The following is a 26437-nucleotide window of genomic DNA, read 5'->3' as shown; positions in this document are numbered from 1 at the left end:
CCCGGATCCGGCACCAGGATCGTCTCCACCGACACCGGAGCGTCCTTCGCCCTGACAACAACAGCCTTGACTTTATGAACCATGAGTAAGTGTTCCTTTCGGGTGTACTGCGGCGGCCACATTTGACCCGTCACTCTTGCGAAGGGCCCCAACACTGTCCGCGCGGGGAGTGTGGTGGCCGCCGGACATCTGTGAGGCTTCGGCGGCAGCGGCCCATCGCGACGCTGATGTGCCTTTGATATTTGTGACCCAGATAACTGATATATAAGTGATCGTATGCGGCGGAATTGCTGACGTCAACGTACCCGATCCAATCGGCGCAGCCGGAGGTTTTCCATGACAACGCAGCCTGGGAACGCCCGGTGACTTATGGCGTCCTAGCCTTGTAGGGTCAGGGCACCAGCTTCCAGCGGAAGTGTTCTGTATAAGGAGAGATCATGGCCGTTAACGATGAGATGCAGATCCTGGGCGAGTGGTGCGAGCAGCTAGCGAGGGCGTTGCAGATCCCGGATCTCGACGTCGATCAAGAGCTGCTGCTGGACCTGGCGAGGAAATCTGCCGATTCAGTAATCCATGCTGCAGCACCGGTGACAGCCTTCATGGTGGGCTACGTGGCCGGCCAAGAAGCCGCAAGAGGAAATGCTGGTTCTGAAGGGTCCAGGGCGGCGACCGCCCGGGCCGCAGACATCGCGTTCGGGCTGTGCGAGCAGCGAGCCGGCAGTCAGTCGGTTTCGGGGCCGGAACAGAAGAAGCAGCCGTGATAGTCGCAGTCATCAACGGGGCGTCTTTGGTCCGCTTCCGTTTCAGCCTGTGTGATTGTGGACGTCGATGCCATACGGGATGCCTTTCCGGGTGTGGGCCGCGAGTGCGTTTCTACTAGAGGACAAGCGTTAGGGCGGCCGGCTCCCGGTCGTTTCGGGAGCCGGCCGCCCTGTACTCAGTGTTGCTTGTCCCCGCCCGGATCAAGCTCACTCTTGGCACATCGTTCATCGCATTCGTGTTTGGTTACCAGATCGAACTGGACGCCGCCGTGCTGTTCCACCCCACTGCGAATGGAGCGCTCGACGACGGAGGTCACCAACCGCGCGCGCAGCGACAGCGGGTCCCGGCGCAGGTCCCTCGTGAGGGCAAAGCACATCAGGAACATCACCAGCACGAAAGGCAGGGCTGACACGATGGTGATCCGCTGCAGTCCGGCAAGCGCCTCGGCAGGCTTGTCACCGCCGGCGAGGAGCATCACGGCGGCAACGGCGCCGGTGAGGGCACCCCAGAAGATGACAACTCCCCGGCGTGGTTCTTCTGCACCGTCGGAGCTGAGCGATCCCATCACGATGGAGGCCGCATCGGCGCCGGTGACGAAGAAGATGGCCACCAGAACCATCGCCAGGACGGCGACCGCGCCGGCAATGGCGTTGGGCAGGGGGAGATGGTGAAGCAGGTCGAACAGGGCGCCGTCGAAGGAAATCGAGGGAGTCCCGTCGACGATCTTGGCCATGCCATCGCCGGTGTCCGGGGTGGCGTCTGCGGTTGCCTGGATGTTGATGGCGGCCCCGCCGAAGATGCCGAACCAGATGACGCTGACGATGCTGGGAACCAGCAGGACGCCGGTGACGAACTGGCGGATGGTGCGGCCGCGGCTGATGCGTGCGATGAACAGGCCAACGAAGGGCGTCCAGGAGACCCACCAGGCCCAGTAGAAGATGGTCCAGCCGGACATCCACGTGCGCAGGGCGTCGTCGCCGACGGCTTCAGTCCGAGAGGCCATCTCGGCCAGGTCCCGTGCATAGTCGCCCACTGCCGCCGGGATCAGGTTCAGGATGAAGAGCGTCGGCCCGGCCACGAAGACGATAACGGCCAGGACTGCAGCCAGGACCATGTTGATGTTGGACAGCCACTGGATGCCGCGGCTGATGCCGGAGACCGCCGAGGCCACGAAGCAGGCTGTGAGTACGGCAACGATGACCACGAGCACGGGAGTGGCAAGCTGGCCGCTGATCCAGCCGTTGGACGCCATGCCGCTGCCAATTTGCAGAGCACCCAGACCCAGCGACGCAGCGGTGCCGAAAAGTGTGGCGAAGATGGCCAGCATGTTGATGACCTTGCCGATGGGACCTTCCACCCTGCGGATGCCGAACAGCGACGTGAAGACCGCGGAAATGAGCTGTTTGCGGCCGAGGCGGTAGGTTCCGTAGGCCATGGCAACGCCCACCACCGCGTACATTGCCCACGGGTGCAGGGTCCAGTGGAAGATCGAGGTTGCCATCGCCGTCTGGACCGCCGCGGGAGTCTGGCCGTCAACCGTGCCTGGCGGCGGGGAGATGTAGTGGTAAAGCGGCTCGGCCACGCCATAGAACATCAGGCCGATGCCCATCCCCGCCGCGAACATCATCGAGACCCACGAGACCATGGAGTACTCGGGCTTTTCCGCGTCTTTCCCCAGTGGGATGTTCCCGAAGCGGCTGACCGCAAGCCAGAGCACGTAGACCACGAACAGGGAGGAGAGGGCAACGAACAGCCAGCCGGTGTTTTTCATGACCCAGTCAAGAACCACCTGGGAGGTGGTAGCCAGATTCTCCCTGCCGGCAAATCCCCAGATAACGAAGGCCAACGTGAGCAGTCCGGCGACGCCGAAGACTACCTTGTCGATGCCTCCCTTCCGGAACAATTGGCTGCTGCGCCGCGCTTCTTCGTGTTCTGATTCGGTTTCCCGCAGGGCCTGCAGGATTTGCAGGTCTTCCTGGGGAGGTGCAGGTTCTCGTTCCAACGCCGGTTCCACCCCCGAGGCCCGGTCGTCTTCACTGCTTTCATCGATAGTGACGTCACTATTGATTGTCATGAGGGGTTTCCTTCGCTGAATATGTGGGACGGCTTAGCCGTGGCCGTAGGCGAGTACGCCCGGCATTCGGTTCGGCTCGTCCTCGGAGTCGATGGTCATGACGGTCGCCGTCGACGATCCTGACCTCGTGAATGCGGATGGGCAGTTCGCCTGAGCGGTGCCCAGCTAGTTCCGCAGTAATCAACACACTTCGCCTTCAGCAACAGAGTGCGCCAGCTCACACGCGTTGTCAAGAACATTTCTTCCGCCCCCGCCCCCTCTTGACAGGGGGCCTAAGATGCGAATCCCGTTGCCCCTCGTGAGAGGTGTTGCGTATAAGGCATCTTCAAACACGCGTGCTCCTACGGGTTTCGCCAAGTCTGGCGAGCGGTGCCATGGGAAGATGGCCCAGGACCATTGGCCAGCCTTAGCAGGAGATCCAAGCATGAACGCCCTTACCTATGCGGACGTCGAGGCCGCGTCGGATCGAATCGCCGGGCTGGTCCGGCACGTGGTGGTGGCCCATGCCGATCCCGGCGAAGTCGAGGCCGCAGGCGCCGAGGGGCAGTGCGAGCTCTACTTTGCGCTCGAATTTATGCAGCACACCGGCACATTCAAGGCACGTGGCGCCCAAAACTTCATTGAGGCACACCGCGCCGCCGGTACTCTGCCGGAGGCGGGGGTCACTATAGCTTCAGGCGGGAATGCCGGACTGGCCTGTGCGTGGGCTGCCAGGGACCAAGGGATCCCTGCCACCGTCTTCCTCCCATCGAGCGCCCCGCGCGTGAAGATTGAACGGCTCAGGGGCTATGGCGCGGACGTCAGGCTTGTCGGCGCAGAGTACGCCGAGGCGCTGGCCGCCTGCCAGGACTTCGCCGCCACGGCTGGAGCACTGCCGTCCCATGCCTATGACCATCCGCTGATCGCCGCGGGTGCGGGAACGCTCATGGACGAGATCCACCGCCAGATCCCCGGCCTGGACACGGTCGTAGTCGCGGTAGGCGGCGGAGGACTGTTCGCGGGCGTCGCCACCGCAGCACAGCACTACGGCATCCGGACCATTGCTGTGGAACCCGAGAACTGCCGGGCCCTGAACGCTGCCCTGGAGGCCGGCCTGCCCGTGGACGTCGCCGTGGACTCCGTAGCCGCAGATTCCTTGGGCGCCCGGCGGGTGTCCCGGATGGCCTTGCGTGCTGCCCAGCACGACATGTCCCGTTCCGTCCTCGTGCCGGACTCCGGGATTGTCCGTGCCCGGCAGTCGCTGTGGGACAACCACCGTCTCGCCGTGGAACACGGGGCGGGAACCGCGCTGGCCGGGCTCCTCAGCCCTGGGGGCTACCGTCCGGCGGACGGGGAGAAGGTTTGCGTGGTCCTCTGCGGCGCCAACACCGACCCGAGTGACCTGGTGCAGGGGCCAGCTTAACGCCGCGCGTAGCCCATGTTGGCGCTGATCCGCAGGCCGGCCTGGCCCAGGCCCTCGATGAGGCCGGGTGTCTTTTCCGGGTCGAAGCGGAACGCCGGGCCGGAGATGCTGACCGCCGCGATCGCCGTTCCCAAGTGGTTGTAGACCGGCACTGCCATGGAATTCAGCCCTATTTCGAACTCTTCGAGGGTCACCGCGTAGCCGTTGTGGACGACGTCGATCAGCTGCTTTTCGAGCTTGTCGCGCCTGGTGATGGTCCGGGGTGTACGGGCCGGCAGCCCTGTCTCTTTCAGGATGCGCTCACGTTCATCTGCGGCCAGCGCTGCCAGCAGGACCTTTCCGCTCGACGTCGCGTGCAAGGGGGTCAGGCTTCCGACCCAGTCGTAGGTGGCCAGGGTTGATGGCCCCATGGCCTGGTCCACGTTGACGGCGTAATTGGAGCGGAGAACGGCGAGGTTGACGGTTTCCTTGAATTCCTCGGCCAGGTTTTCGAGTACCGGGCGCGCCTCGCGGACCAGGCTAAGCCGGCCGGGAATGGAACTGGCCAGGCGAAGGATGCCAAAGCCCAGCTGATACTTGCCGCGTTCGCTGTTCTGGTGGACCATCTCCCTGACTACGAGCGAACCGAGCAGTCTGGAAACTGTGGACTTGTGGATGCCCATTTCCCCGGCGATTTCGCTCACGCCTGCATGGCCGTCGCGGGCCAGTATCTCCAGCACGGCGAGCGCCCGGTCGACGGACTGGACGCCGCCCTGCTGGCCGCCCTCGCCCTCGGCGTCGGCATCGGATTCAGGGACATTGTTCGAAGCCATGTCCCGATCCTATGCCGGGAAGTGTGACGGGGCCGACACCGCGGTAAGCCGGGAAACGGCGTCGGGCGCCATGTCCAATCAGCCCAGCCCAAGGCGCATGAGCACGCGCGGGAAGCCGTTGAGGACGGAGTCCGTATCCGCGGCCTTGGTGAAACCAGCCTCCTCGAAGAGTTTGCGGGTGCCCACGTAGGCCATGGTGAGGTCCACCCTCTTGCCCTCGTTGTCCACCGGATAACCCTCAATGGCGGGCGCACCGTAGGAACGCGCAAAGTCGACGGCGCCCTCCAGCAGCCGATGGGAGATTCCCCTTCCCCGGTACCCCGGCCGGACCCGGATGCACCACACCGACCACACGTCCAGATCGTCCACGCGGGGGATCCGGCGGTTGCGGGCGAAGTTGGTATCCGCGCGCGGATGGACGCCTGCCCACCCAACTGCTTCCCCGCCGTCGTACGCTAACACCCCGGGCGGCGGATCCTGCCTAAACAGTTCCTGGACCAGCTCCCCGCGGGCAGTGCCCCGCAGCTCCACGTTCTGCTTGGAGGGGACGCGGTAGCTCAGACACCAGCACACCGTCGCGTCCGGCCGCTTGGGTCCAACCAGGGCTTTCACGTCCTCGAACACCGTCGCCGGACGAACCTCGATCGCCATGCTGCCACCCTGCCACCGGTTTTCGACGGGGGCAAGGCTCGGAACCAAAATAGTGCCATTGAGGCTAAGCAAACGGATTACAGGGATAAGACTTGCCAAATGGTATTCAAGTTGTATTCTTGATCACATAGACATCGGGACGAAGGAGTCTGTCTTGAAAACCACAATCATTGGTTCGGGCCAAGTTGGCCTGTGCTGGGCGGAGCGGCTTGTTGCTGACCCCGTCCTTGAAATTTCCCTCTCCGATCCACAGCCGCCGGCTGCGGCCGTGAGCTGGTCGGAGGAGTCCGGAGTGGCAATCCGCCCGGACATTTCCGGGTGGGCAGCGGACCAGGAGCTTGTCCTGCTTTGCGTGCCCGGGTTCGTCCTGCCTGGAGTCATTAGTTCGCTGCTGCAGCACCTGAAGCCGGGTGCGACAATCGTGGATATGACCACTGCGGCAGCACAGGCCAAGCGGGAGTCATCCGCCCGAGCCGAGGCAGCGGGCATCGGGTATGTGGACATCGCCATCACGGGAGCTGTGGCCCTCACCGGAGTGAAGACCCCACTTCTGTACGCCGGGAAGCGGAACACCGCCGTCGAAAGCGTGCTGGCCAACGCCGGGGCGCCGGTCCGGGTCCTGCCGGACAGCGTGCCCGGCGACGCGGTGACCGTTAAGCTCCTGCGTTCGGTCATCATGAAGGGCCTCGAAGCACTAGCGATCGAAGCGCTCCCGGCGGCCCGCGCCTACGGCGTCCTGGACCAGCTGGACGCTGTGCTCGCTGACGTGGACCAGGCGCCCTTCACGAACCTGCTCAAGAGCATGGTGACAACCCACCCGGCCCATGCTGTCCGCCGCCACGCAGAGGTACTTGAGGCGGCAGCACAGCTGCAAAGCGTCGGTTACCCGGCCGGCCTGACGGAACAGGTCGCCGCCCAGTACGCCGCCACCGCAGAGAACGTCAGCCTCACCGGAGGACCCGCGGAGGCGACCTTCGCCGCGTCCCTGGACTGGCTGGATTCCCTCGCCCTCCGAACTTCCACCCCAACGACCGCACAGGAGGTGTCGGCATGAGCGCCGCAGTCATCCGCCCCCGCATCGGGGACGCAACCGTCCGGAAGATCAAGTTCCGGGTCCTCCCACTCCTGGTGATCCTCTACATCATCGCGTTCATCGACCGCGCCAACGTCGGCTTCGTCGCCAAGGAGATGAACGCCGACCTCGGCATCACTACCGCCCAATTCGGCCTGGCAGCCGGACTGTTCTCCATCGGCTACTTCCTCTTCGAGGTTCCCAGCAACATCCTGATGCGCAAGGTCGGGGCCCGGAAGTGGATCGCCCGCATCCTCGTTTCCTGGGGCGTTGTAGCAGTAGCGTCCGGCTTCGTACAGGACTTCACGCAGTTGGCGATAGCCCGCACACTGCTCGGCATCGCCGAGGCAGGCTTCTTCCCCTGCGTCATCCTGTACCTGTCCCTGTGGTTCCCGGAACGTGAACGCGCCCGCGTCGTCGCGCTCTTCATGATCGCCATCCCCTTGGCCACCGTCGTCGCGGCCCCCATGTCCGGCCTGATCATGGACAATATTGGCTGGCTGGGCATGGAAGGCTGGCGCTGGGTCTTCATCCTCGAAGGCGCACCTGCCCTCATCATGGCCGCAGTGACCCTCTTCGTCCTGGTCGACTCCCCGGCAAAAGCCAAGTGGCTGACAGCTGACGAGAAGACCTGGCTCGAAACAACGCTGCAGGCCGAGCACGCCGCGAAGGTCCAGCGCCACGGCCACGTGTCGTTCTGGCGGAGCCTGGCCGGCGGCCGCGTCCTGGCGCTGTCCCTGATCTACTACAGCAAGTCCGTCGCGATCTACGTCCTGGCGTTCTTCACCCCGCAGATCATCGCCGCCGCGTCCACCCAGCTCAGCAACACCGCCGTCGGCTATATCAACGCCGTACCCTACGGCATCGCCGCGATCTTCATGGTCTACTGGGCCCGCCACTCCGACAAGAAGCGCGAACGCCGCTGGCACGTCGGCATCCCGCTCATCGCAGCCGGCGTCGGCCTGGCCCTGATGCCGTTCGCCGTGAACAACCTGCTGCTCTCGGTCGCGTTGCTGACCGTCATCACCGTCGCCGTCTACGCAACCTACGGTCCGTTCTGGTCATTGCCCTCGCTCTTCCTCACCGGACAGTCAGCAGCCGTCGGCCTCGCCGCCATCAACTCAATCGCCAACCTCGGCGGCTTCGTCGGCCCGTTCGCTTTCGGCGCGCTGAAGGATTCCACTGGCAACAACAACTGGGGCCTTGCCCTGGTCAGCGCCACCTGCCTCATCGCCGCCGCCATGGTCGTCGGACTGAAATTTGTCAGGCAGGCAGAAGCCACCGCGCGCATCGCAGAAGAACAGGCCGACGCCCAGGCAGAATTCGTCACCTCAGGAGAACCAACCAAATGACCACCATCGAAACCACGGACACCCGCATCACCCGACTGGCACAGTTGGGGGCGGCCACCGTCTACGAAGCCAACGGCCAGCGCGGCGCCATCGATCCCGCTATCAAGCCGCTGGACCCGAAAACCAAAGTCGCAGGGCGGGCGGTAACACTTGACCTGGAACCCGGTGACAACTGGTTCATCCACGTCGCACTCCTTGAAGCCGGCGAAGGCGACATCCTCGTCGTCGACGCCAAGGGCTACACCCAGGCGGGCCCGTGGGGGGACGTACTCACCCTGGCCGCCCAGGAACGCGGCCTGGCCGGGCTCGTCATCGACGGTGCGGTGCGTGACAGCCAGGAAATCATCGCCTCAGGCTTCCCCGTCTTCACCCGCGGCGTGTGCATCCGCAAGACCACGAAAGTCCAGAAAGGCAGGGTCAACGTTCCCGTCACTATCGGCGGCGTGCTGATCCACCCCGGGGATGTCCTTGTCGGGGACGCGGACGGCCTGGTCAGGGTCCTGGCGGCCGACGTCAACACCGCCCTCAGTTCAGCCGAACAGCGGGAACTCAAGGAAGAAGCCATGCGCGCCCGGATCCGCGAAGGCGCCACCACCCTGGACCTGCTCGGCCTCACCCAGCCGTGATAATAAGCTGGACAGGTAGCATCGTGGTCCGCTGAGATCATGACGGGTCTCGGGAGGGTGATGGACACGCAGCGTCAGGACGTCTTGGAGGATCTGCGCGCCAAGATCACCACCGGCAGGCTCCCTCCCGGCAGCCATCTCACTGAACGGGGCCTTTGCGCCGAATACGCGATCAGCCGCACCCCGATCCGGGCCGTCCTCCGCGAACTCGCCGACGAGGGACTCGTCGTCGTATCCCCCAACCGCGGCGTCTTCGTCGCCGAGTGGACCAACACCGATGCGGCAGAAGTGATGTCCATCAGGGCACTGCTGGAATCCCACGCCGCCGGCCTTGCGGCACACAGCCGGTCAGACTCCCAGCTTGAGGAGCTGAACCGGCTGTGTGACCGCATGGATAGCATCGCCGCCAACCAGGCGGACGGCTACCGGGCGGAAATCGCCGAACTTAACCACGAACTCCATCTGCTCATCCTCGAATCAGCAGCCTCACCCCGGCTGTTCAACATCGCCAAAGACCTGGCCCTCGCACCCCTGATGTCCGGGTCTTTCCAGTACTACTCCCCGGATGAGCTCCACCGCAGCCTCCAGGACCACCGTATGATCGTCGACGCCATTACCCAGCGCGACGAACACCGCGCACGAGCCCTCATGGAAGGCCACCTCCGGACCTCCTATGCGGCCCTCACGCGCAGACGCTGACGCTGTTACAGGGCAGGTAGCCCGGTTTTTAGCGCAGACCGTTGCTATGCGCCAGGGCGATCGCCTCGGTGCGCGACGTGGCGCCGAGCTTGCGGTAGATGTTGCGGAGGTGGAACTTCACGGTGTTCTCGCTGACGTGCAGCTTGGCCGCGATCGCCCGGTTGCGCTGCCCGGCCGCGAGCAGCTGCAGGACCTCGAGTTCGCGGTCGCCCAGGTTCCAGGCGGCGACGTCGGGCAGCTTGCGCCCGGGCGGGTCCAGCGGAAGGGTGACGGCGACGTCGGCGCCCCAGCCCTGCATCAAGTCAATCGTCATCCGGCCGTCCAGGACCTCCACCCGTTGCGCCAAACGGGCAATGCTGGGCGCCTCGGCGGACAGGCTGCCCAGGCCGTCGTCGCGGACGTTGATGAGGAGGTTCTCGCCGTCGCAATCCCACTGGGTGCGGATGCGCCGCACGTCCGGCTGTTCGACCATGGCGAGCACGAGGCCCCGGACGATGGCGCGGGCAGCATGCGCAACTTCCCCGGGAAGTGCCCGGCCATTGACCGGCGGCTCGATGAACTGGACGTCGATGCCGCTGAAGTGCATGAGCGGGCGAAGATCCTCACGGAGGCGCTGGAACGCCGTGGCAACAGGTTCTTCGACAAGTTCCGTGGTGCGGTCGTTCAGTGTCCGCAGTTCCACCAGGGCCTTGGCGGCGACGTCCGTGGCGGACTTCCGTGCCACCTCGTCTGCCAGGGAGGGGGAGCGCAGCGCGGCGAGCAGGGTCTCCAGAGTCGTCGAATGCCGGTCCACCAACTCCGCCGTCACCCTGACCCGTTCGGCGGACGCCGCCCGGGACTCGATGAGGTACGACGGCGGTGCATCCGCCACCTTTTCGCGGATACGCTCGGCCGCGAGGGTCCACAGGTAGCGGACCAGCCACGGCACCGGAACTTCCTGCCCGGAAAGTCCCGCTCCGGCTTCGCCCGCCACCGGCTGGGGATCGACCAGAACCAGAAGCGCTTTTGTGGGCGACGGGAGGGCAAGGACAGGGCGCTCCCACCCGCCGATCGGTGTCCGGCCATGCCACGTTTCGCTTCCTGAAAGTGCCGCCCGGATGGCGTCCAGTTCGGCGATGGACACCTGGCTGATGACGGCCTCGTCGCCGGACTTCTTCTGCGGCCTGCCCGTGCAGTCTTCGGTGAAGATCACCAGGGCGCTGCTCGGCAGGTAGGGGAGGGTGGCCTGGTGCAAGCGCTGGGCAATCTGGGACAGCGGAGCCGCGGACAGCCGCGCGATCGCCTCCAGCAGGGGCTTCAGGCCTTCGGCGGTCTCGGGGGCGGCGGGAGGGATGGTGGCTTCTGTGATGGCGGACACCCGTCCATTGTATTGGAATCTGGGGCGGTGCCTATCCCTTTGGGTGGGTAAAACCGTCCGATCATGCCGTGGTGCCCACCCGTTTAGCGTTCGAAGATGGAAGGGCAACATCGTCCCGAAGGAGGTAACCCTTGAGTGTCATCACGGACACCGTTCCCGCCGCGGCGGGAACGTCCACCACGGTTCCGGCAGCATCGGTCACCAGGAACCAGCTCCTGGTCCTGGATGAGATCCAGCGGACCGCCGCCCGGGTGGATCCGGAGCAGGTAGCCGCCCTGGCATCGGAAATCAAGGATGCAGAACGGATCTTCGTCACCGGCGCGGGCCGCAGCGGCCTCGTCCTGAAGATGGCCGCCATGAGGCTCATGCACCTGGGACTGACGGTGCACGTGGTGGGCGAGACCACCGCACCCGCCATCCGCGCCGGGGACGTGCTGCTCGCCGCCTCCGGTTCCGGCACGACGTCGAGCGTCGTGAAGGCAGCGCAGACCGCCGCCGCGCAGGGCGCGCGGGTGGCTGTCTACACCACCAACCCCGGTTCCCCGCTCGCAGAGGCGGCGTCCGCCGTCGTCGTTATCCCGGGCGTTCAGAAGACGGACCACGGGTCTGCGGCCTCGCGCCAGTACTCAGGGAGCCTGTTCGAACAGGTGCTGTTCACCACCACCGAGGCAGTGTTCCAAAGCCTCTGGGAAGAGGATGCTGCTGCTGCGGAAGACCTCTGGCTGCGCCACGCAAACCTCGAGTAGCCCTGCGGGTTCCGAACCCGGCTAGCCCCTAATCCCACAGATCCACCAAAACCCCCGCAAAATCAAGGAAGAAACACATGAAACTGCAAGTCGCAATCGACCTCCTCACCACCGAAGCCGCCCTCGAACTTGCCGGCAAGGTCGCCGAGCATGTGGACATCATCGAGCTCGGCACGCCCCTGGTGAAGAGCGAAGGACTTTCCGCCATTACCGCCATCAAGAATGCCCACCCGGACAAGATCGTTTTCGCGGACCTCAAGACGATGGACGCCGGCGAACTTGAAGCCGACATCGCCTTCAAGGCCGGTGCCGACCTGATCACGGTGCTGGGCGCAGCCGACGATTCCACCATCGCCGGCGCCGTGAAGGCAGCCAAGGCCCACAGCAAGGGCGTCGTTGTGGACCTGATCGGCATCAAGGACAAGGTGACCCGCGCCAGGGAAGTCCGTGCCCTGGGCGCGAAGTTCGTCGAGATGCACGCCGGACTGGACGAGCAGGCCCAGCCCGGTTACAACCTGAACGTGCTGCTGAGCGCCGGCGAGGAAGCCCGCGTCCCGTTCTCCGTCGCCGGTGGCGTGAACCTCTCCACCATCGAAGCCGTCCAGCGGGCGGGCGCCGATGTGGCCGTCGCCGGCGGTGCCATCTACAGCGCCGAGGACCCCGAGCTGGCCGCCAAGGAACTGCGCGCGGCGATCATCTAAGTCCGGTCCAGCTGCAGGGCGGGCTTGCCGGAACGAGCCGTATTTAGGTGAGTTTCGGCAAGCCCAACCAGCTGGCAGGAAAATTGATGCCTTCCGCCGAACACCGGCCTGCTGCTGCCGTCCGGGAGTTCGACGGCGGCCCGAACGCCGTCGGGCAGGTCCACTTCGAGCGTGAACTGGCCGTGCTGAAGCGTCCAGGAAACGCTGATGCGGCCCCGGGGAGTTACGACGGCGGCGGCCGCCGACGTGATGCTGCCGCCGGGCTGCGGGGCGATGGTCACCCGCCGGTAGGCGGTTTCCTCCGGCGCCGGATCCTCCGGCAGGCGGATGCCGGCCAGGTGGGTGTACAGGAACGAACCCACCGCGCCCTTGCTGTAATGGTTCAGGGAACCGCGGGCGCCCTCCTCCGACACGCCGTCCCACCACTCCCACATGGTGGTGGCGCCGGCCTCCAGCATTCCCAGCCAGGAGGGCGTCCCCGTGGCGAGCAGCAGTTCGTAGGCGACGTCCAGGTAACCGTGGTCGGCCAGGACGGGCAGCAGCAGCCCAGTGGCCAGGAAGCCGGTGCCGAGCCGGTTCCCGTTGCCGCGGATGAGCTCCGCCAGCCGGGCCGCCGTCCGGGGCGCAAGAGCTTCCGGCGCAAGGCCGAAGGCCAGGGCACGAACATAGTGCCCCTGGGACTCCTCGCTCAGGATGCCGTTGTGGTCCAGGTACTCCGCCCGCCAGGCGGCCAGCACCTGTTCCGCCAGGGTTCCATATTTTGCTGCCGCGGCCGCGTCCCCCAACGCTTCCGCTGCGCGGGCCAGAACACTGGCGGAGCGGAACAGGTAGGCCGTGGCGACGATCCCGTGGTCCCGCGACGGGTCCGGGTTGGGCGGGCTGTCCGGCTCGAGCCACTCTCCGAAATGGAAGCCGGTGTCCCACAGGAACTTCTCGTGCGCCAGCGGCACGGGGCGCCGGCCGGACCGTTCCGGATGGCGGGCGCCGGCTGCCGCCGCGGCAGCGTAGTCGACCCATCCGCGCATGGACGGGAACGCCCGGGCCAGCGCCAGCTTGTCCCCATAGGCGCGCCAGAGCGACCACGGGACGAGCACGGCAGCGTCACCCCAGCCCGCCGAGCCCGCGGCCATGTCTTCGAAGGCGTTGCCGGAGGGGCCGTCGCCGGCGGGGTTGGGCACGACGGTGGGCACCCGCCCGTCGGGCCACTGGTCGGCAGTGAGATCCCTGAGCCACTTTTCGCTGAACGCGGCCACATCGAACATCAGGGCCGCCGTGTCCACGAAAACCTGCCAGTCACCCGTGAAGCCCGACCTCTCCCGCTGCGGGCAGTCGGTGGGGACGTCGCAGGCATTGCTGCGGAAGCTCCAGGAGATGGCGTCATGCAGGGCGTTCAGCCGCGGATCGCTGCATTCAAACCAGCCCGTGCGGTCGAGGGGTGTGTGCACCACGACGGCGGTGATGTCCTCTGCAGCGAGGGTTCCGGGCTGGCCCTCGACCTGGACGTAGCGGAAGCCGTGGGTGGTGTGCCGGGGCTCGAAGACGTCTCCGGGCCGGCCGGCAGAGACGGCCTCGTCGACCTGTCCGGCGGGCAGGGGCGTTTTGGTGGCGAAGTTGAAGGCGCGGATGTTCGCCGTGGAAACCAGCCCGGCCTTGTCCAGGACTTCGCCGTGCCGGAGGAGCGTCCGCGTCCCTTCCGGCCCCAGGCTGCCCAGCCGGACCCAGCCGTTGATGTTCTGCCCGAAATCGACGACGGTGATGCCCGGCTCCGGGGTTGCCACAGCGACGGGCCTCAGCTCCTCGATGCGCCGCGCCGGCGGCGAGGCCGGCAGGACCAGCCGGGAGCGGTCTTCATACAGCAGGCCGGCTGGCCCGACCACCGGAACCCAGCCCTCCGCCGTCGTTCCCGCTGTCCCGGCAGGGCCGGACGGGCTGAGCCCGGCGGGCTCGTGGCGGCGGAAATCGGTGGTCTGCCCGTCCATCAGGTCGGCGCGGGTGATGTGGCTTTCGCGGCAAAGCCAGCGTTCGCCGGTGCTGAGGAAAGTCTCCGTGCCGGGGGCGTTGGTGACCGAGGCCAGGAAGGCGGTCTCGGTGCCGAAGCCGTCCGGCCGGCGCTCGAAGCCGTGCCGGCCCCGGAACCACCCGTCCGAGAGCAGTGCGGCAACGACGTTTTCGCCGCGGACCAGCAGGTCCGTGATGTCCCACTGCTGCACCTGGAGGCGCTTGCGGTAGGACGTGAAGCCCGGTGTCAGTTCGTCCTCGCCAACGCGCGTTCCATTGACGAAGAGCTCGTAGATGCCGTGGGCGGTGGCATGCAGAACAGCCCGTTCATCCGCAGCGTTCGGGGTGTCCGGGTTCTGGTTGGCGGCAGTCCAGTCGAAGGTACCCCGGAGCCAGTAGGCGGGCCGGTTGCCGGCTTCCGTGCAGCCCGTCTCAACTGGGGAAATCCAAGCGGCATGACGGAGCGCAGTCTGGACTGAGGTGGGCGAAGTAGCGGCAGTCACGGGTTCTCCTTGAAAAGTGTGCTCAAAGAGTAGCCGATAAAAACCGAGTACGCACTGTTTTTATTCGCGGCCCTCGGCAAGGTCGGCTTCGCCGGTCCACGCTGCCCAGTCGCGGGGATCCACTGAGGGCCTGCCGAGGAGGTATCCCTGGCCTCTGGCGATTCCCAATTCCACAACAGCGGCGAGTTCTTCGCGGCTCTCGATTCCCTCCGCGGACAGCGTCGCGCCGGTCTGCTCGGCCAGTGCAAAAACGAAGGGGGGTGTAGCAGGCTGGTGTCCTGAAGCGACGGCACCGGCGAGGAAGTCGCAGTCGACTTTGATGATGTCCGGTAGCAGATGGAGGATTTGTTTCGCCGAGGTGGCGGCCGGTCCGGAGCCGTCCACGGCAAGACGCACACCGTGTTGGCGCAGCGGGCTCAGGACCGCGGTGAGGGCCGTCAGGTCCCGGTCCGTTATGTCGCCCATGATTTCGATGACCATCCGCTCCGGGTCGACGGTCCCTCCCAGCATCAGTGCCTGAACGCGGGGATCGGCGCACGCGGCGGGGCTGAGGTTTACTGACGCAAAAAGGTGTGGCGGAATTTCTCCTGCCGCTGAAAGGGCAAGGTGCAGTGCTGCGATTTCCAGGTCGGGCCCCAGTCCCATGGCCGCGGCGCCCCGGAACCAGACGTCTGCGCTGGTCCCTTCGTGGCTGACGAACCGCGCCAGCGCCTCAACCCCGATCACTTCTCCGCCCGGCAGTTGCCTGATGGGCTGGAAGGCCGTCAGCAGCATCCTCTTTCCCGGTGCGGCCGGGGTGTTCCCGGAAGAATCCTCGGATGATTCCTCATGTGAGGAATCGGGGACGTTCCTGGTGCTGATCAGGTGGTGCAGCAGCGCCTGTTCGGGGTCGTCCATGTGGGCCGCCAGCAGGTGGAGCAGTTGCTCCCTGGCCCAGGCCTTCTGCGGATCTGAGTCTGCCAGGACATCGCTGATGATCTCCAGCACCTGGCGCCGGAGTGTTTCTCCGTCCACGTTGCGGAACAGTTCCGGTGTATGTTCACCGTCCTGGGGCGACTCGTCCATGGCCTTCACACTACTCCTCGGTAGCTGATGCCGCGATCGAGGGGATGCCGGAGCTGTGGCCGTCCTTTACGTTGACGCAGTTCGGGCCGTTACCCTGAAGCGGTGCGGACGAGGCGAAAAACAGGCAGCTACGAGGTTGGCAGGGTCAAGCGCGCGGAAATTGTGGACGCGGCCACGCGGCTCTTTGCAGCCTCCGGCTATCACCGGGTGCCGCTGTCGCAGGTGGCTGCCGACGTCGGACTCAGCGAAAGCGGCCTGCTGCACCATTTCCGCTCGAAGAAGCACCTTCTGCTGGCTGTCGCCGAGCGGCGGCTGGAGCAGACTGCGCTGTTTTGGAGCTCAGTCCAGGCGGACGGCCGCGACGATCCGCATGAACTGTTCCGGTCCATGGTGGAATCCACGCGCAGGCTTGTGGCGGAGCCGGGGCTGATCGAGCTCTTCGTGCTGGTTTCGGCTGAAGCCGCTGATCCGTCCACCCCGGCCCACCAGCTGTACGGCAAGTGGTACGAGCAGGCCGTGAACGAGACCGCGCAGCTCGTTACCCGCGGGGTGGAGCGTGGCCTCTTTCGGCCGGATACCGACGCCCAGGCCATCGCGCGGGAGATTATTGCCGTCAGCGACGGGCTGCAGCTGCAATGGGTGCTCTCCGGAGGCAGGCTGGATCTGGTCGAAGGGATCCGGGACTACGCCCGCCGGCTGGCCCGCTCGGTTCTGGTAAACGGGGACGACGGCGAACCAAGCCTCTGAGGTCCGGAATCCTAAGCGCCGGGTACCTTAACAAGCTGTAGGAACCCTTCCAGGTGCGCGGCCATGTCCATGGACTCGTCGTACAGCCACGCCAGCTGGACGCCTTCAATGAGCGCGGCGACCTGCCGCGCCAGCACAGCGGGGTCGAGGCCGGACGCAATGCGGCCGGCGGCAACCTCCCGCTCGATCTCTGCATGCAGCGAGCGGATGATTTCCTCGTCGCGGCGCCGGATGAAGCCGTGGGCCGGGTGGTCCGGGCGGACGGCCTCGGCGCGCAGGGTGGCATCAAGCTGGATCACTCCGCGGATGCCGGCGTTGCGGCGCATGACCTCCGGCACCGTTTCGAGCAGGCCTTGCTCCTCCAGCAGTGTTCGCCGCCACGGGCCTTCCTGCTCCTCGCGCCGGACCAAAACGGCCTCCAGCAGTGCGTCCTTGCTCCCGAAATGGTGCAGAAGAGCGGTGTGGCTCGTTCCGATTTCCTCGGCAATCTGGCGGATCGACAGCCGTTGGAAGCCCTTCTCGGCGAAAACCGCAAAGGCCGCATCCACCAGCTCGGCCCGCTTGCGCTCGCCGTTGGCGTAGGGTGCCCGCCTGCCGCTGCGCGCCGGCTGCCGTGCCGCCGTCTCAGTCATCCCGCGCCTCCTCACGGCCGTGGCCGCCCTGGCCGAAGTCTTGCCTTCCATGAGAATACCAAGTTTCTTTTCCACTTTGGTCAAGAAATTCCGCTCAAAGTATTCCAACTTGGAAAATGTTTCCCTAGGGTGGAGGTCAACCACAGAAAGGGAACCCCATGACCGACCTCCAGCACTTCCCCGACGACTTCCTCTGGGGTGTGGCCACCGCGGCCCACCAGGTGGAGGGCAACAACACCAACAGCGACACCTGGCTCCTGGAACACCTTCCGGGCACGATCTTCGCCGAGCCGTCGGGGGATGCCATCGACCATTACCACCGCTACCGCGAGGACATCGCCCTGATCGCCTCGCTCGGGTTCACCACCTACCGCTTCTCGCTGGAATGGGCGCGCATCGAGCCCGAGGAAGGGCACTTCTCCGTCGCGGAACTCGACCACTACCGGCGGGTGCTGGAAACCTGCCACGAGCACGGGCTGACGCCGGTGGTCACGTATCACCACTTCACCTCCCCGCGCTGGCTGCTCGCCGCGGGAGGCTGGGAGGACGAAGCCACGCCGGAACGATTCGCACGCTACTGCGGCCGCGTCACGGAACACCTCGGCGATCTCATCGGCGTCGCCTGCACCCTCAACGAACCCAACCTGCCGTGGCTCCTCAAGGCTCTCGGCATCGGTGGCGAACCGGCCGAGCGGCGTGCGGACGTGCCGCTCTGGTCGGCGGCAGCCGGGCGCCTCGGAATTGAGGCAGCCAGGGTTGCGCCCTTCCAGTTCACCGTCTCTGACACCGGCTTCGACATCAAGCTCGCAGCCCACCGCGCCGGGCGGGACGCGATCAAGGCGCACCGGCCGGAGCTGCTGGTCGGCTGGACCCTCGCCAACTCCGACATCCAGGCGGCCGAGGGCGGCCAGCAGCTGGCGGACCAGGTGCGGCGGGACGTCAACGAACGCTTCCTCGAAGCGTCCCGCGGCGATGACTTCGTGGGCATCCAGACCTACGGCAGGACCGTGTTCGGTCCCGACGGCGTGGCCCCGGCTCCCGAGGGCGCAGCCACCAACGCGATGGGGGAGGAGATCTACCCGCAGGCCCTCGAGGTGACCATCCGCGAGGCCGACCGGATCGCCGGCATCCCCGTCATGGTCACCGAGAACGGGCTGGCCACGGAGGATGACACCCAGCGGGTCGAGTACCTCCGCACCGCCGTCGCAGGCGTCGCAGCCTGCCTCGCCGACGGCATCGACGTCCGCGGCTACATCGCCTGGACCGCCTTCGACAACTTCGAGTGGATCTTCGGCTACCGGCCCAAGTTCGGCCTGATCGCCGTCGACCGCGCCACCCAGGAGCGCACGCCCAAGCCCAGCGCCCACTGGCTGGGCGGCGTGGCCCGCGCCGCCCAGGAGCGGCTCACCGCAGTGGGCTGAAACAGGCCCAACAAAAGCCCGACGGCGGTCCGCACCTCATGGTGCGGGCCGCCGTCGGCCGTGGTTAACGCCGCATCGAAACGCCCTCCGTCGGCCCCGCGTTGTAGCCCAGGTTTCGGGAGACAGCCCTCGCCGCAGCCTGGACGGCCGGCGCCAGGACGTTGGGGGGAGTGCCGCCGTCGGGAACCACGATGGAAAGCGCCGCGGCCACGGACCCCTCGGCATCAAAAATCGGCGAGGCGACGGACACCGTCCGGGACGGTGCGGATCTCCTGATCATGGCGACGCCGGTACGCCTGACGTCCGACAGTGTCCGCCGCAGCTGGCCTTCCGGCATGGCGCCCACGCCGGCTTCGGCATCCGGCGGCTGCCGGATCACCGCTTCCTGGAACGCCGCATCGGCGCCGGCCAGCAGCACCAGGCCCACCGCCGTCGAACGCAGCGGCGCACGGCCGCCCACGCGGTAGGCCACCTCGGTGGCCTCCTTCGACGACAGCCGCTCGATGAGGACAGCCTCGTTCTTGTCCCGGACGGCCAGCAGCACGTGGTGCCGGGTCACGGCAAAAAGGTCCTCGAGGTACGGCAGTGCGATCTCCCGGACCCCGTGTCCGCGGGGCGACAGGGACGCCACCTCCCACAGCCGCACGCCCACCACGTACCGTCCGTCCTCCAGCCGCTCCAGCGCGCCCCACGCCACCAGCCGGGCAATGAGGCGCAGCGCGGTCGGAGCCGGCATGCCGGCGTGGCGGGCCATTTCCGAAAGGGTCAGAGCCCGACGGCGGTCGGTGAAGACGGCGAGCAGGCTCAGTGCCCGGTCGATCACCGGTTCGCCCTGCTTGGGGCGCTTGCCGCGCTGCGGTGCATCAGCTTCCGGTCCTGCTTCTTCCGCCACTGCGATCCTTCCGTTCAGTCATCCAGTCGTTCAGCCATCGGGTGACCAGGACCACAATATCGTTTCAACCAATGAAATTCCCGTGGGTCCCGTGTGGTCTTCCAAAGGATTCTTGAAGGAGCCGGTCACCGGAAGCCATCTGACGAGAGGGCGCCGACCGAACGGCCTGTGATGCGGTCGATGCAGACCGCGGCGGGTCCCGGCCTCCAGATGCTGATTCCCCTTCGTCATCGAGAATGCAAAGGCGCACACATGAAACTCCTTTCCACCCCTGCCCGCCGGAGCGCGGCCGTCCTGGCCGGTGCGCTCCTCGTGAGCTCCCTCACCGCCTGTGGCGGCGGGACCCAGGCCGCAACCGCCGTCGACAAGAGCACCCTGACCATCGCCGTCGACAGTGATGCGGCCTCGTTCGGCTTCGATCCACTGCGCGTTGCCGACGCCCAGCGCCAGTTCTTCGAGGGCCTCTACGAGAACCTCATGACCCTGCAGCCGGACGGTTCCGTTGCACCGGGCCTGGCCACGGCGTTCAGCTACAGCGCAGACAACACGGTACTGACGCTGACCCTCAAGGAGGGCGTGACCTTCACTGACGGATCCACCCTGGATGCGCCACTGGTCAAGGCGAACCTGGACCGCCGCACCGACCCGGCGCTCAGCGCCTATTCGGCCATCGCCAAGGGCGGTGCCCAGGAAGTGACCTCAGTGACCGTGGTCAGTCCCACGAAGGTGGGCATCAAGTTCGCCCAGCCGCAGCCCGGCTTCGAAAAGAACCTCTCGGGAACCATGGGCATGATTGTGGGCAAGACGGCCGCCGCCAAGAGCACCAGCCTGGCGACCACCCCGGACGGCTCCGGACCATACACGCTCGACACGACGGGCACGGTCAAGGGCAACAAGTACGTCTTCCAGAAGAACACCAAGAACGCGGACGCTTCCAAGTACGCCTACAACAAGATCACCTTCAGCGTCATCCAGGATCCCCAGGCGCGTGCCAACGCCCTCGTCTCCGGCCAGGCGGACGTGGCCATGCTCACGTCCCCCACAGTGGACTTCGCAAAGTCCAAGGGCCTCGGCGTCTCCCAGATCGGCGGCACCCTCCACACCATGGTCTCCTTCGACAAGATCGGCAAGACGGTTCCCGCCTTTGCCAAGGAGAAGGTCCGCCAGGCATTCCAGTACGCCATCAACCGCCAGTCACTGGTGGACGCCCTGCACAAGGGAGACATCGCCTCGTGGAATGCCCTTCCCAAGGACTCGGCGGGGTTCACGGAAGAGCTGAACACCAAGTTCGCCTACGACCCGGCGAAGGCCAAGAGCCTCCTGGCTGAGGCCGGCTACGCCAACGGCTTCGAGTTCACCATCGTGGCCAGCGCAGAAACCCAGACGGACCTGCAGGCCGTCCAGAAGGACCTGGCCGCCGTCGGGATCAAGATGAACGTCAAGATGGCCTCCTCCACTGATGAAGCCTTCGCGGCAGTCGCTACCACACCCCTCGGCTACGCCGCGCTCGGCTGGGACAACCCGGTGGGCCTCATGTACGGCGTGGTCCTGAACGGCTTCACCAACGTGCAGAAGGCCACCGACGCACAGCTCAGCGCCGCCACGGGCGAAGCCGCAGCCGCGAAGGACGACGCAGCCAAGAAGACCGCGCTGACCAAGCTGAACACCCGCCTGGTGGAATCCGGCTGGATGATCCCGCTCTACGAATCCCTCACCAACCAGGGCTACAACACGAAGAAGGTCCAGCAGGTGAAGTTCGCCGGCACGAACGCCTACCCGCTCCTCTCCTCCTACGCGCCCACCAACTGATCCACTCGGCCGGACGCCTTCCCCCCACGGAGGGCGTCCGGCCCGACCCGCGGAGTCCACACGATGGAGTCCTGACCAATGGAGGTCACTATGGCAATGTTCGTCGCCAAGCGCCTGCTGATGGCGCTGGCCACCGTGCTGGTGGTGGCGGTGCTGGCGTTCCTGCTGGTCCACGCCATGCCCGGCAGCCCCGGTGCCGTATCCCTTGGCGCCGGTGCGGCGCAGGAAGCCATCGACGAGGTCAACCAGCGCCTCGGCTGGAACGATCCGCTGTTCGTCCAGTTCTTCCGCTGGTTCGGTGACGCCGTGCAGGGAAACTTCGGAGCGTCCCTGATTGACGGCCGGTCCGTAAGCGCCGACCTCGCCAGCCGGCTTCCGGTTACCGCATCACTGGCAGCCGGAGCCACGGTACTGAGCGCCGTCCTCGGAATCGCACTCGGCGTCACCGCAGCGGTGCGCGGCGGGCTGCTGGACCGGATCATCGGCGGGTTCGTCGGGCTCCTCGTGGCCCTGCCCGCCTTCTGGATCGGCATCATCTTTGTTTACCTTTTCGCCGTGCAGTCGTCGGTGTTCCCGGCCACCGGCTACGTTCCCTTCGAAGCCTCCCCGCAGGACTGGGCGCTGTCCCTAGCCTTGCCCGTCATCACCCTCGCTGTCGGCGGTGCGGCGTTCATCGCCCGCCAGACCCGGGCCTCCATGCTTGAGGCCTTGCAACAGGAACACATCCGTACCCTGCGTGCCACGGCGACTCCCACCTGGAAGATCCTGTACATCCACGCGCTGCGGTACGCCAGCCTTCCCATCGTTGCCGGCATCGCGCTGCAGTTCATCGGCCTGTTCGGCGGATCCGTCATCGCGGAGCAGCTGTTCGCCATGCCCGGCCTCGGCCAGGCAGTCCAGTCCTCCGTCAGCACTCATGACGCCCCGGCTGTCCAGGGCGTGGTGGTTATCGCCACCGTCGTGGTGGTGGCCGTGAACCTTGTCCTCGAACTCGCCACCAAATTCCTTGACCCGAAGCTGCGTGCCTCATGATTCCCTCCATTGCACCCACTGCAACCCCGCGGAAGACAGCCCTGGCAAAGTTTTCCGGACACCGCCTCCTCACCTCGCCCGGCGGCCTCGCCGGTGCGGTCTGGCTTGCCGCCCTGGTGGTTGCCTCCCTGACGGCGCCGCTGTGGCTGCCGTACAAGACCGAGGACCAGGACTTCACCGCAGTCCTCTCCGGACCCAGCGCTGCCCACTGGCTGGGCGCGGATGAACTTGGCCGGGACCTGCTGAGCCGTATTTTCGCCTCGGCGGCCGGCACCCTGGGAACGTCTCTCATCACGGTGATTGTCGGCGTCGCGCTCGGGACGATCCTGGCCATGACCGCCGCCGGTGCCGGCGACCGCGCCGAAGGGATCATCAGCCGCGTCACCGAAATCATGATGTCCCTGCCCGGCACCGTCATCATCCTGGCCGTCATCGGAGCCGTGGGCACGAACATTCCGCTGATCATGGCCATCCTGGGCGTCCTCATTTCCGCAGGTATCTACCGGGTGATGCTGGGCCAGGCCAAGTCACTGCAGTCCCAGCTCTACGTCGACGCGGCAAAGGTCGACGGCGTCGGCCCGCTGGGAATCAGCCTCCGCCATGTGCTCCCGGGCCTGACCAACACCGTGGTGGTGCAGTCGGCGCTCATCTTTGCCGTCGGCATGCTCATCCAGGCAGGACTGGCGTTCATCGGCTTCGGGCCGCCCATTCCCCAGCCGAGCTGGGGCGGCATGATCCAAGGCGCCTCGCAGCACGTCTACGACGCACCCTGGCTCATGGTCCCCACCGGCGCCGTGCTGGCGCTGACCGTCCTGTCCGCCAACGCCATCGGCAACGCGCTGGGCAAGTCCCCGAACGCAACGGCATCACATCTGCCGTCGGCGGCCATCCGCCGCAAGCGCACAGCGGATGCGGCAGCCGCTGTGGCCGCCGCTCCCGCCGTTGAAAACCTGCCCGCCGCCGGCCAGCTCAGTGTCCGCGGCCTCTCGGTAGGGGTCGACGGCGGCACCCCGCTGGTCACGGACGTCACCTTCGACGTCGCACCCGGCACCGTGCTGGGACTCGTGGGCGAGTCCGGCTGCGGCAAGACGATGACCGCGCTGTCCCTGCTAGGGCTGCTGCCGTCCGGTGTTTCGGTCGCCGACGGGCAGATCCTGTGGAACGGCAGGAACCTGGCGTCGGCCACCGAGAAGGACCTGGAAGGCATCCGCGGCCGCGACGTCGCACTCATTTCGCAGGAGCCCATGCGCGCCCTCGACCCCATGTTCACGGTGGGCTACCAGCTGACGGCCGCCATCCGCCGGCTGGGAAAGGCCGGCAAGGCCGAAGCCCGTGCCGAGGCGCTCAGCCTCCTGGAAAAGGTGGGCATCGTGGATGCCCGGCGCATCCTGAAGTCCTACCCCCACCAGATCTCCGGTGGCATGGCCCAGCGCGTGGCCATCGCGCTGGCCCTCTCCGGTAAGCCGCGGCTGCTAGTGGCCGACGAACCCACCACCGCCCTCGACGTCACGGTCCAGGCCGAGATCCTCTCTCTGCTGCGGTCACTGGTGAAGGACACCGGAATGTCAGTAGTGATGGTGACCCACGACCTGGGCGTCGTCGCGGACATCTGCGACAACGTCGCCGTCATGTACGCGGGCCAGGTGGTGGAGAGCGGCCGGACCGCGAGCATCCTGGACAACCCGCGCCATCCGTACACCCTTGCGCTGCTGGCCGCGGATCCGCACGCCAACACCGCCCACGACATGCCCGACCGGCTGGCCACGATCAAGGGCCAGGTTCCGCAGCCCAAGGACTGGCCTGCAGGCTGCCGCTTTGCGGCCCGCTGCCAGTTTGCCGGGTCCGCCTGCACGACGCCGGTTCCGTTGCTTCCCTCCGGCTCGGAGGATGGCGAGGTCCGCTGCGTCAAAGCGGATGAGCTGGCTGTGGAGGGCCTCGCCTGGCTTGCCACCGAAATACCCACACACCGCGTACTTGAGATCGTTGAAAAGGACATGGCATGAGTATCGATACGGTTGAACGCGAGGACGCCGAGGCGGTCCTGCCCGCCCCGGCCATGCTGGAGGTCAAGGACTTGGTGGTCCGCTACGGCCGTGGCCGCAAGGCGGCCTCGGTGCCGGCCGCCGTCGACGGCGTGAGCTTCACCATCCGTCCCGGTGAGACCGTCGGCCTGGTGGGGGAGTCCGGATCCGGAAAATCCACCATCGGCAAGGCCATCCTGGGGCTGCAGAAGGTGTCCGGCGGCTCCATCAGCTTCCAGGGCAGCGACATCACCCACGCCGGCTCTTCACAGCGCCAGGAGCTCGGCGGCGAACTGCGTGCCGTCTTCCAGGATCCCAACTCCTCGCTCAACCCGCGGAAGACCATCGGCGTCTCGCTGGCCGAGCCGCTGCGGGTCCGTGGCATCCCGGCCGCCGAGGCCCGGACCCGGGCCGGGGACATGCTGGAGCGGGTGGGGCTTCCCCGCGAAGCCGTGGACCGGTACCCCAGCCAGTTCTCCGGGGGGCAGCGGCAGCGCATCTCCGTGGCACGTGCCCTGATCTGCGAACCGAAGCTCGTGGTGTGCGATGAGGCCGTGAGCGCCCTGGACCTCTCCACCCAGGCCCAGGTGCTGAACCTCCTCGCCGACCTGCGGGACGAACGCGGGCTGAGCTACCTGTTCATCGCCCACGACATCTCCGTGGTCCAGTTCCTCGCGCAGCGGGTGGTGGTGCTGTACCGGGGCCAGGTCATGGAGACAGGACCGGCCGCGGCAGTCACCGAGAACCCGAAGCACCCGTTCACCCAGGCCCTCGTGGCGGCCTCCCCGGTGCCACGCCCGGCGGAGCAGGCCGAACGGCGGAGGCTGCGCGAGTCGCTCGGCGTCCGGACGGCCGCCGCCGTGGCCGCCTCGGCAGGCGGCTGCCCGTTCAGCCAGCGCTGCCCGCTGGCCACCGACCTGTGCACCACCGAGCGCCCGGCCCTGCGCACTGTCGGCCAGTCCGACGTCGCCTGCCACTACGCCTGAAATACCTCACCACAGACCACTGCAAGGAGTGCACCGTGACCCCAGAGTCCGTGACTACCGCCGACAGCACCGGCACCGCCGACGGCACCCGCACCGCTGCTGGTTCGGCTGCACCGCGCCGCATGCCCGCACCGCCGCCGTTCCCGGCCTTCCAGACTCCGGGCACGCCCGAGGAAGTCTCCGGGCACTCGCTGGTGCACCGCGAGCTCAACTATGCGATCGCCGTCGGCTTCCGCCGGCTCTCCATGGACATCTGGCTCCCGCGGAACGCCGACGGCGCCCGTGTCCCGCTGGTGGTGTGGATCCACGGCGGAGCCTTCCAGCTGGGGGACCGGCGCGAGCTGCCGCCGACCTTCCAGCCCGACTCGGTTTTCCGGTTGCTTAACGAGGCCGGGATCGCCTGCGCCACGGTGGACTACCGGCATGCGCTGGAGGCCCCGTTCCCCGCCCAGCTCCATGACATCAAGGCCGCCGTCCGGTACCTCCGGGAGCACGCCGATGTGCTGGGCATCGATCCGAAACGCATTGGCGCCTGGGGCGAGTCGGCCGGCGGCCATCTCGCCGCACTGCTTGGCCTGACTGGTGGCCGGGCAGACCTCGAGGGCGGCCTCGGCGTCCAGGGCCAGCCGAGCTCGGTGAGTGCCGTCGTCGACTTCTACGGCGTCTCCTCGCTGACGCAGATGCCGCGCATGGACGCGGCCACCAGCTTCATGAGCGGCCCCTTGCTCGCGGCGGTCCCGGTCGGCGTATCACTGGAACCCGGCCCCATGCTGGTAGGCAACTCACACGACCCAGCCCTGCTGGATGCCGCGAGCCCGCTCGGCTACGTCACCGCCGATGCACCGCCATTCCTGCTGATCCATGGCGACAGCGACGGCCTGGTCCCGCTGTCCCAGAGCGAACTCCTGGCCGACGCGCTGGCCCAGGCAGGCGCGCGGCAGGAACTCATCACCGTCGAAGGCGGCGACCACTGCTTCTTCTTCGCCGAAGACCAGCTGGACCGCATCCTCAGAACAGCAGTGTCCTTCTTCGCGAAGGAACTGAGCAGTTCCAATACCGAAACACACCAGCCATGAC

General features: G+C 66.6%; 23 protein-coding genes. 15 read left to right on the top strand and 8 right to left on the bottom strand.

What is annotated here, in order from left to right:
- The first annotated feature begins 437 nt into the window (after nucleotides 1–437).
- Nucleotides 438–761 (top strand): DUF6457 domain-containing protein, encoded by a 324-nt coding sequence (locus CXZ05_RS05350; RefSeq protein ID WP_102971558.1) that lies wholly within the window; start codon nucleotides 438–440, stop codon nucleotides 759–761.
- Between the two features lie 176 nt (nucleotides 762–937).
- Here CXZ05_RS05350 and CXZ05_RS05345 read toward each other — a convergent pair whose 3' ends face one another.
- A complete protein-coding gene (locus CXZ05_RS05345) occupies nucleotides 938–2836 on the bottom strand; it encodes a BCCT family transporter (RefSeq protein ID WP_102971557.1) in 1899 nt (632 codons plus the stop codon).
- A gap of 424 nt (nucleotides 2837–3260) precedes the next feature.
- Here CXZ05_RS05345 and CXZ05_RS05340 point away from each other — a divergent pair, with 424 nt between their 5' ends.
- On the top strand, nucleotides 3261–4238 hold the full coding sequence (locus tag CXZ05_RS05340) for a threonine/serine dehydratase (protein WP_102971556.1): 978 nt from the start codon (nucleotides 3261–3263) through the stop codon (nucleotides 4236–4238).
- Here CXZ05_RS05340 and CXZ05_RS05335 read toward each other — a convergent pair.
- Nucleotides 4235–5050, bottom strand: coding sequence for an IclR family transcriptional regulator (locus CXZ05_RS05335; RefSeq protein ID WP_102971555.1), 816 nt, complete (start codon nucleotides 5048–5050; stop codon nucleotides 4235–4237). The two genes, CXZ05_RS05340 and CXZ05_RS05335, sit on opposite strands and share 4 nt — an antisense overlap.
- 78 nt (nucleotides 5051–5128) lie before the next feature.
- The gene (locus tag CXZ05_RS05330) at nucleotides 5129–5701 is read right to left on the bottom strand and encodes a GNAT family N-acetyltransferase (RefSeq protein ID WP_102971554.1); all 573 of its coding nucleotides are present in this window, start codon (nucleotides 5699–5701) and stop codon (nucleotides 5129–5131) included.
- A 154-nt stretch (nucleotides 5702–5855) separates the two neighbouring features.
- Between CXZ05_RS05330 and CXZ05_RS05325 the strand changes: the two genes are divergently transcribed.
- From CXZ05_RS05325 to CXZ05_RS05310, 4 genes are read left to right on the top strand one after another with little or no spacing between them, the layout of a single operon-like run.
- A complete protein-coding gene (locus tag CXZ05_RS05325; RefSeq protein ID WP_180987273.1) occupies nucleotides 5856–6755 on the top strand; it encodes a DUF1932 domain-containing protein in 900 nt (299 codons plus the stop codon).
- Complete coding sequence (locus CXZ05_RS05320; RefSeq protein WP_102971552.1) at nucleotides 6752–8125, top strand: MFS transporter; 1374 nt, start codon at nucleotides 6752–6754, stop codon at nucleotides 8123–8125. The genes CXZ05_RS05325 and CXZ05_RS05320 overlap by 4 nt, the downstream gene beginning before the upstream one ends.
- Nucleotides 8122–8751 (top strand): 4-carboxy-4-hydroxy-2-oxoadipate aldolase/oxaloacetate decarboxylase, encoded by a 630-nt coding sequence (locus tag CXZ05_RS05315; protein WP_102971551.1) that lies wholly within the window; start codon nucleotides 8122–8124, stop codon nucleotides 8749–8751. Before CXZ05_RS05320 ends, CXZ05_RS05315 begins: the two co-directional genes overlap by 4 nt.
- Before the next feature lie 60 nt (nucleotides 8752–8811).
- Nucleotides 8812–9450 (top strand): GntR family transcriptional regulator, encoded by a 639-nt coding sequence (locus tag CXZ05_RS05310; RefSeq protein ID WP_180987272.1) that lies wholly within the window; start codon nucleotides 8812–8814, stop codon nucleotides 9448–9450.
- A gap of 28 nt (nucleotides 9451–9478) precedes the next feature.
- Here the strand turns inward: CXZ05_RS05310 and CXZ05_RS05305 are convergent, their stop codons facing one another.
- Complete coding sequence (locus CXZ05_RS05305) at nucleotides 9479–10798, bottom strand: response regulator transcription factor family protein (RefSeq protein ID WP_258006458.1); 1320 nt, start codon at nucleotides 10796–10798, stop codon at nucleotides 9479–9481.
- Between the two features lie 140 nt (nucleotides 10799–10938).
- Here CXZ05_RS05305 and hxlB point away from each other — a divergent pair, with 140 nt between their 5' ends.
- Complete coding sequence (gene hxlB / locus CXZ05_RS05300; RefSeq protein WP_102971548.1) at nucleotides 10939–11553, top strand: 6-phospho-3-hexuloisomerase; 615 nt, start codon at nucleotides 10939–10941, stop codon at nucleotides 11551–11553.
- 77 nt (nucleotides 11554–11630) lie between these two features.
- Nucleotides 11631–12254: a 3-hexulose-6-phosphate synthase gene (gene hxlA, locus CXZ05_RS05295; protein WP_102971547.1), complete on the top strand. Its 624-nt coding sequence runs from the start codon at nucleotides 11631–11633 to the stop codon at nucleotides 12252–12254.
- On the opposite strand, the gene CXZ05_RS05290 is transcribed toward hxlA, so the two are convergent.
- Nucleotides 12251–14755, bottom strand: coding sequence for an alpha-L-rhamnosidase (locus CXZ05_RS05290; protein ID WP_102971546.1), 2505 nt, complete (start codon nucleotides 14753–14755; stop codon nucleotides 12251–12253). The genes hxlA and CXZ05_RS05290 overlap by 4 nt on opposite strands.
- 60 nt (nucleotides 14756–14815) lie before the next feature.
- Nucleotides 14816–15820 (bottom strand): EAL domain-containing protein, encoded by a 1005-nt coding sequence (locus tag CXZ05_RS05285; RefSeq protein ID WP_146033053.1) that lies wholly within the window; start codon nucleotides 15818–15820, stop codon nucleotides 14816–14818.
- Between the two features lie 102 nt (nucleotides 15821–15922).
- Here CXZ05_RS05285 and CXZ05_RS05280 point away from each other — a divergent pair, with 102 nt between their 5' ends.
- Nucleotides 15923–16567 carry a TetR/AcrR family transcriptional regulator gene (locus CXZ05_RS05280; RefSeq protein ID WP_102971544.1) on the top strand — a complete coding sequence of 215 codons (645 nt, stop codon included), beginning with the start codon at nucleotides 15923–15925 and terminating at the stop codon, nucleotides 16565–16567.
- Between the two features lie 11 nt (nucleotides 16568–16578).
- On the opposite strand, the gene CXZ05_RS05275 is transcribed toward CXZ05_RS05280, so the two are convergent.
- Entirely contained in the window at nucleotides 16579–17199 is a 621-nt protein-coding gene (locus CXZ05_RS05275) for a TetR/AcrR family transcriptional regulator (protein WP_102971599.1), read from the bottom strand.
- Between the two features lie 158 nt (nucleotides 17200–17357).
- Here CXZ05_RS05275 and CXZ05_RS05270 point away from each other — a divergent pair, with 158 nt between their 5' ends.
- Nucleotides 17358–18620, top strand: a complete 1263-nt coding sequence (locus CXZ05_RS05270) for a glycoside hydrolase family 1 protein (RefSeq protein WP_102971543.1) — start codon at nucleotides 17358–17360, stop codon at nucleotides 18618–18620.
- Between the two features lie 64 nt (nucleotides 18621–18684).
- Here the strand turns inward: CXZ05_RS05270 and CXZ05_RS05265 are convergent, their stop codons facing one another.
- Nucleotides 18685–19512, bottom strand: a complete 828-nt coding sequence (locus CXZ05_RS05265; protein WP_102971542.1) for an IclR family transcriptional regulator — start codon at nucleotides 19510–19512, stop codon at nucleotides 18685–18687.
- A 252-nt stretch (nucleotides 19513–19764) separates the two neighbouring features.
- Here CXZ05_RS05265 and CXZ05_RS05260 point away from each other — a divergent pair, with 252 nt between their 5' ends.
- The 5 genes from CXZ05_RS05260 to CXZ05_RS05240 all read left to right on the top strand — a co-directional run bounded on the left by CXZ05_RS05260 (nucleotide 19765) and on the right by CXZ05_RS05240 (nucleotide 26436).
- Complete coding sequence (locus CXZ05_RS05260; RefSeq protein WP_102971541.1) at nucleotides 19765–21321, top strand: ABC transporter substrate-binding protein; 1557 nt, start codon at nucleotides 19765–19767, stop codon at nucleotides 21319–21321.
- Between the two features lie 78 nt (nucleotides 21322–21399).
- Entirely contained in the window at nucleotides 21400–22353 is a 954-nt protein-coding gene (locus tag CXZ05_RS05255) for an ABC transporter permease (RefSeq protein ID WP_102971540.1), read from the top strand.
- Nucleotides 22350–24356, top strand: coding sequence for a dipeptide/oligopeptide/nickel ABC transporter permease/ATP-binding protein (locus CXZ05_RS05250; protein WP_102971539.1), 2007 nt, complete (start codon nucleotides 22350–22352; stop codon nucleotides 24354–24356). Before CXZ05_RS05255 ends, CXZ05_RS05250 begins: the two co-directional genes overlap by 4 nt.
- Complete coding sequence (locus tag CXZ05_RS05245; protein WP_102971538.1) at nucleotides 24353–25360, top strand: ABC transporter ATP-binding protein; 1008 nt, start codon at nucleotides 24353–24355, stop codon at nucleotides 25358–25360. The genes CXZ05_RS05250 and CXZ05_RS05245 overlap by 4 nt, the downstream gene beginning before the upstream one ends.
- A 35-nt stretch (nucleotides 25361–25395) precedes the next feature.
- Nucleotides 25396–26436 (top strand): alpha/beta hydrolase, encoded by a 1041-nt coding sequence (locus CXZ05_RS05240; protein ID WP_308410991.1) that lies wholly within the window; start codon nucleotides 25396–25398, stop codon nucleotides 26434–26436.
- Nucleotide 26437 lies beyond the last annotated feature (1 nt).

The organism is Arthrobacter sp. AFG20 (assembly GCF_002892795.1).
Taxonomy (GTDB): Bacteria; Actinomycetota; Actinomycetes; order Actinomycetales; family Micrococcaceae; genus Arthrobacter.
This window is presented reverse-complemented; position numbering and strand designations above follow the sequence as displayed.

Coding starts and splice junctions, on each gene's coding strand:
- CXZ05_RS05350 (WP_102971558.1), top strand. CDS start 438: ATGGCCGTTAACGATGAGATGCAGATCCTGGGCGAGTGGTGCGAGCAG.
- CXZ05_RS05345 (WP_102971557.1), bottom strand. CDS start 2,836: ATGACAATCAATAGTGACGTCACTATCGATGAAAGCAGTGAAGACGAC.
- CXZ05_RS05340 (WP_102971556.1), top strand. CDS start 3,261: ATGAACGCCCTTACCTATGCGGACGTCGAGGCCGCGTCGGATCGAATC.
- CXZ05_RS05335 (WP_102971555.1), bottom strand. CDS start 5,050: ATGGCTTCGAACAATGTCCCTGAATCCGATGCCGACGCCGAGGGCGAG.
- CXZ05_RS05330 (WP_102971554.1), bottom strand. CDS start 5,701: ATGGCGATCGAGGTTCGTCCGGCGACGGTGTTCGAGGACGTGAAAGCC.
- CXZ05_RS05320 (WP_102971552.1), top strand. CDS start 6,752: ATGAGCGCCGCAGTCATCCGCCCCCGCATCGGGGACGCAACCGTCCGG.
- CXZ05_RS05315 (WP_102971551.1), top strand. CDS start 8,122: ATGACCACCATCGAAACCACGGACACCCGCATCACCCGACTGGCACAG.
- CXZ05_RS05310 (WP_180987272.1), top strand. CDS start 8,812: ATGGACACGCAGCGTCAGGACGTCTTGGAGGATCTGCGCGCCAAGATC.
- hxlA (WP_102971547.1), top strand. CDS start 11,631: ATGAAACTGCAAGTCGCAATCGACCTCCTCACCACCGAAGCCGCCCTC.
- CXZ05_RS05285 (WP_146033053.1), bottom strand. CDS start 15,820: ATGGACGAGTCGCCCCAGGACGGTGAACATACACCGGAACTGTTCCGC.
- CXZ05_RS05275 (WP_102971599.1), bottom strand. CDS start 17,199: ATGACTGAGACGGCGGCACGGCAGCCGGCGCGCAGCGGCAGGCGGGCA.
- CXZ05_RS05270 (WP_102971543.1), top strand. CDS start 17,358: ATGACCGACCTCCAGCACTTCCCCGACGACTTCCTCTGGGGTGTGGCC.
- CXZ05_RS05260 (WP_102971541.1), top strand. CDS start 19,765: ATGAAACTCCTTTCCACCCCTGCCCGCCGGAGCGCGGCCGTCCTGGCC.
- CXZ05_RS05255 (WP_102971540.1), top strand. CDS start 21,400: ATGGAGGTCACTATGGCAATGTTCGTCGCCAAGCGCCTGCTGATGGCG.
- CXZ05_RS05250 (WP_102971539.1), top strand. CDS start 22,350: ATGATTCCCTCCATTGCACCCACTGCAACCCCGCGGAAGACAGCCCTG.
- CXZ05_RS05245 (WP_102971538.1), top strand. CDS start 24,353: ATGAGTATCGATACGGTTGAACGCGAGGACGCCGAGGCGGTCCTGCCC.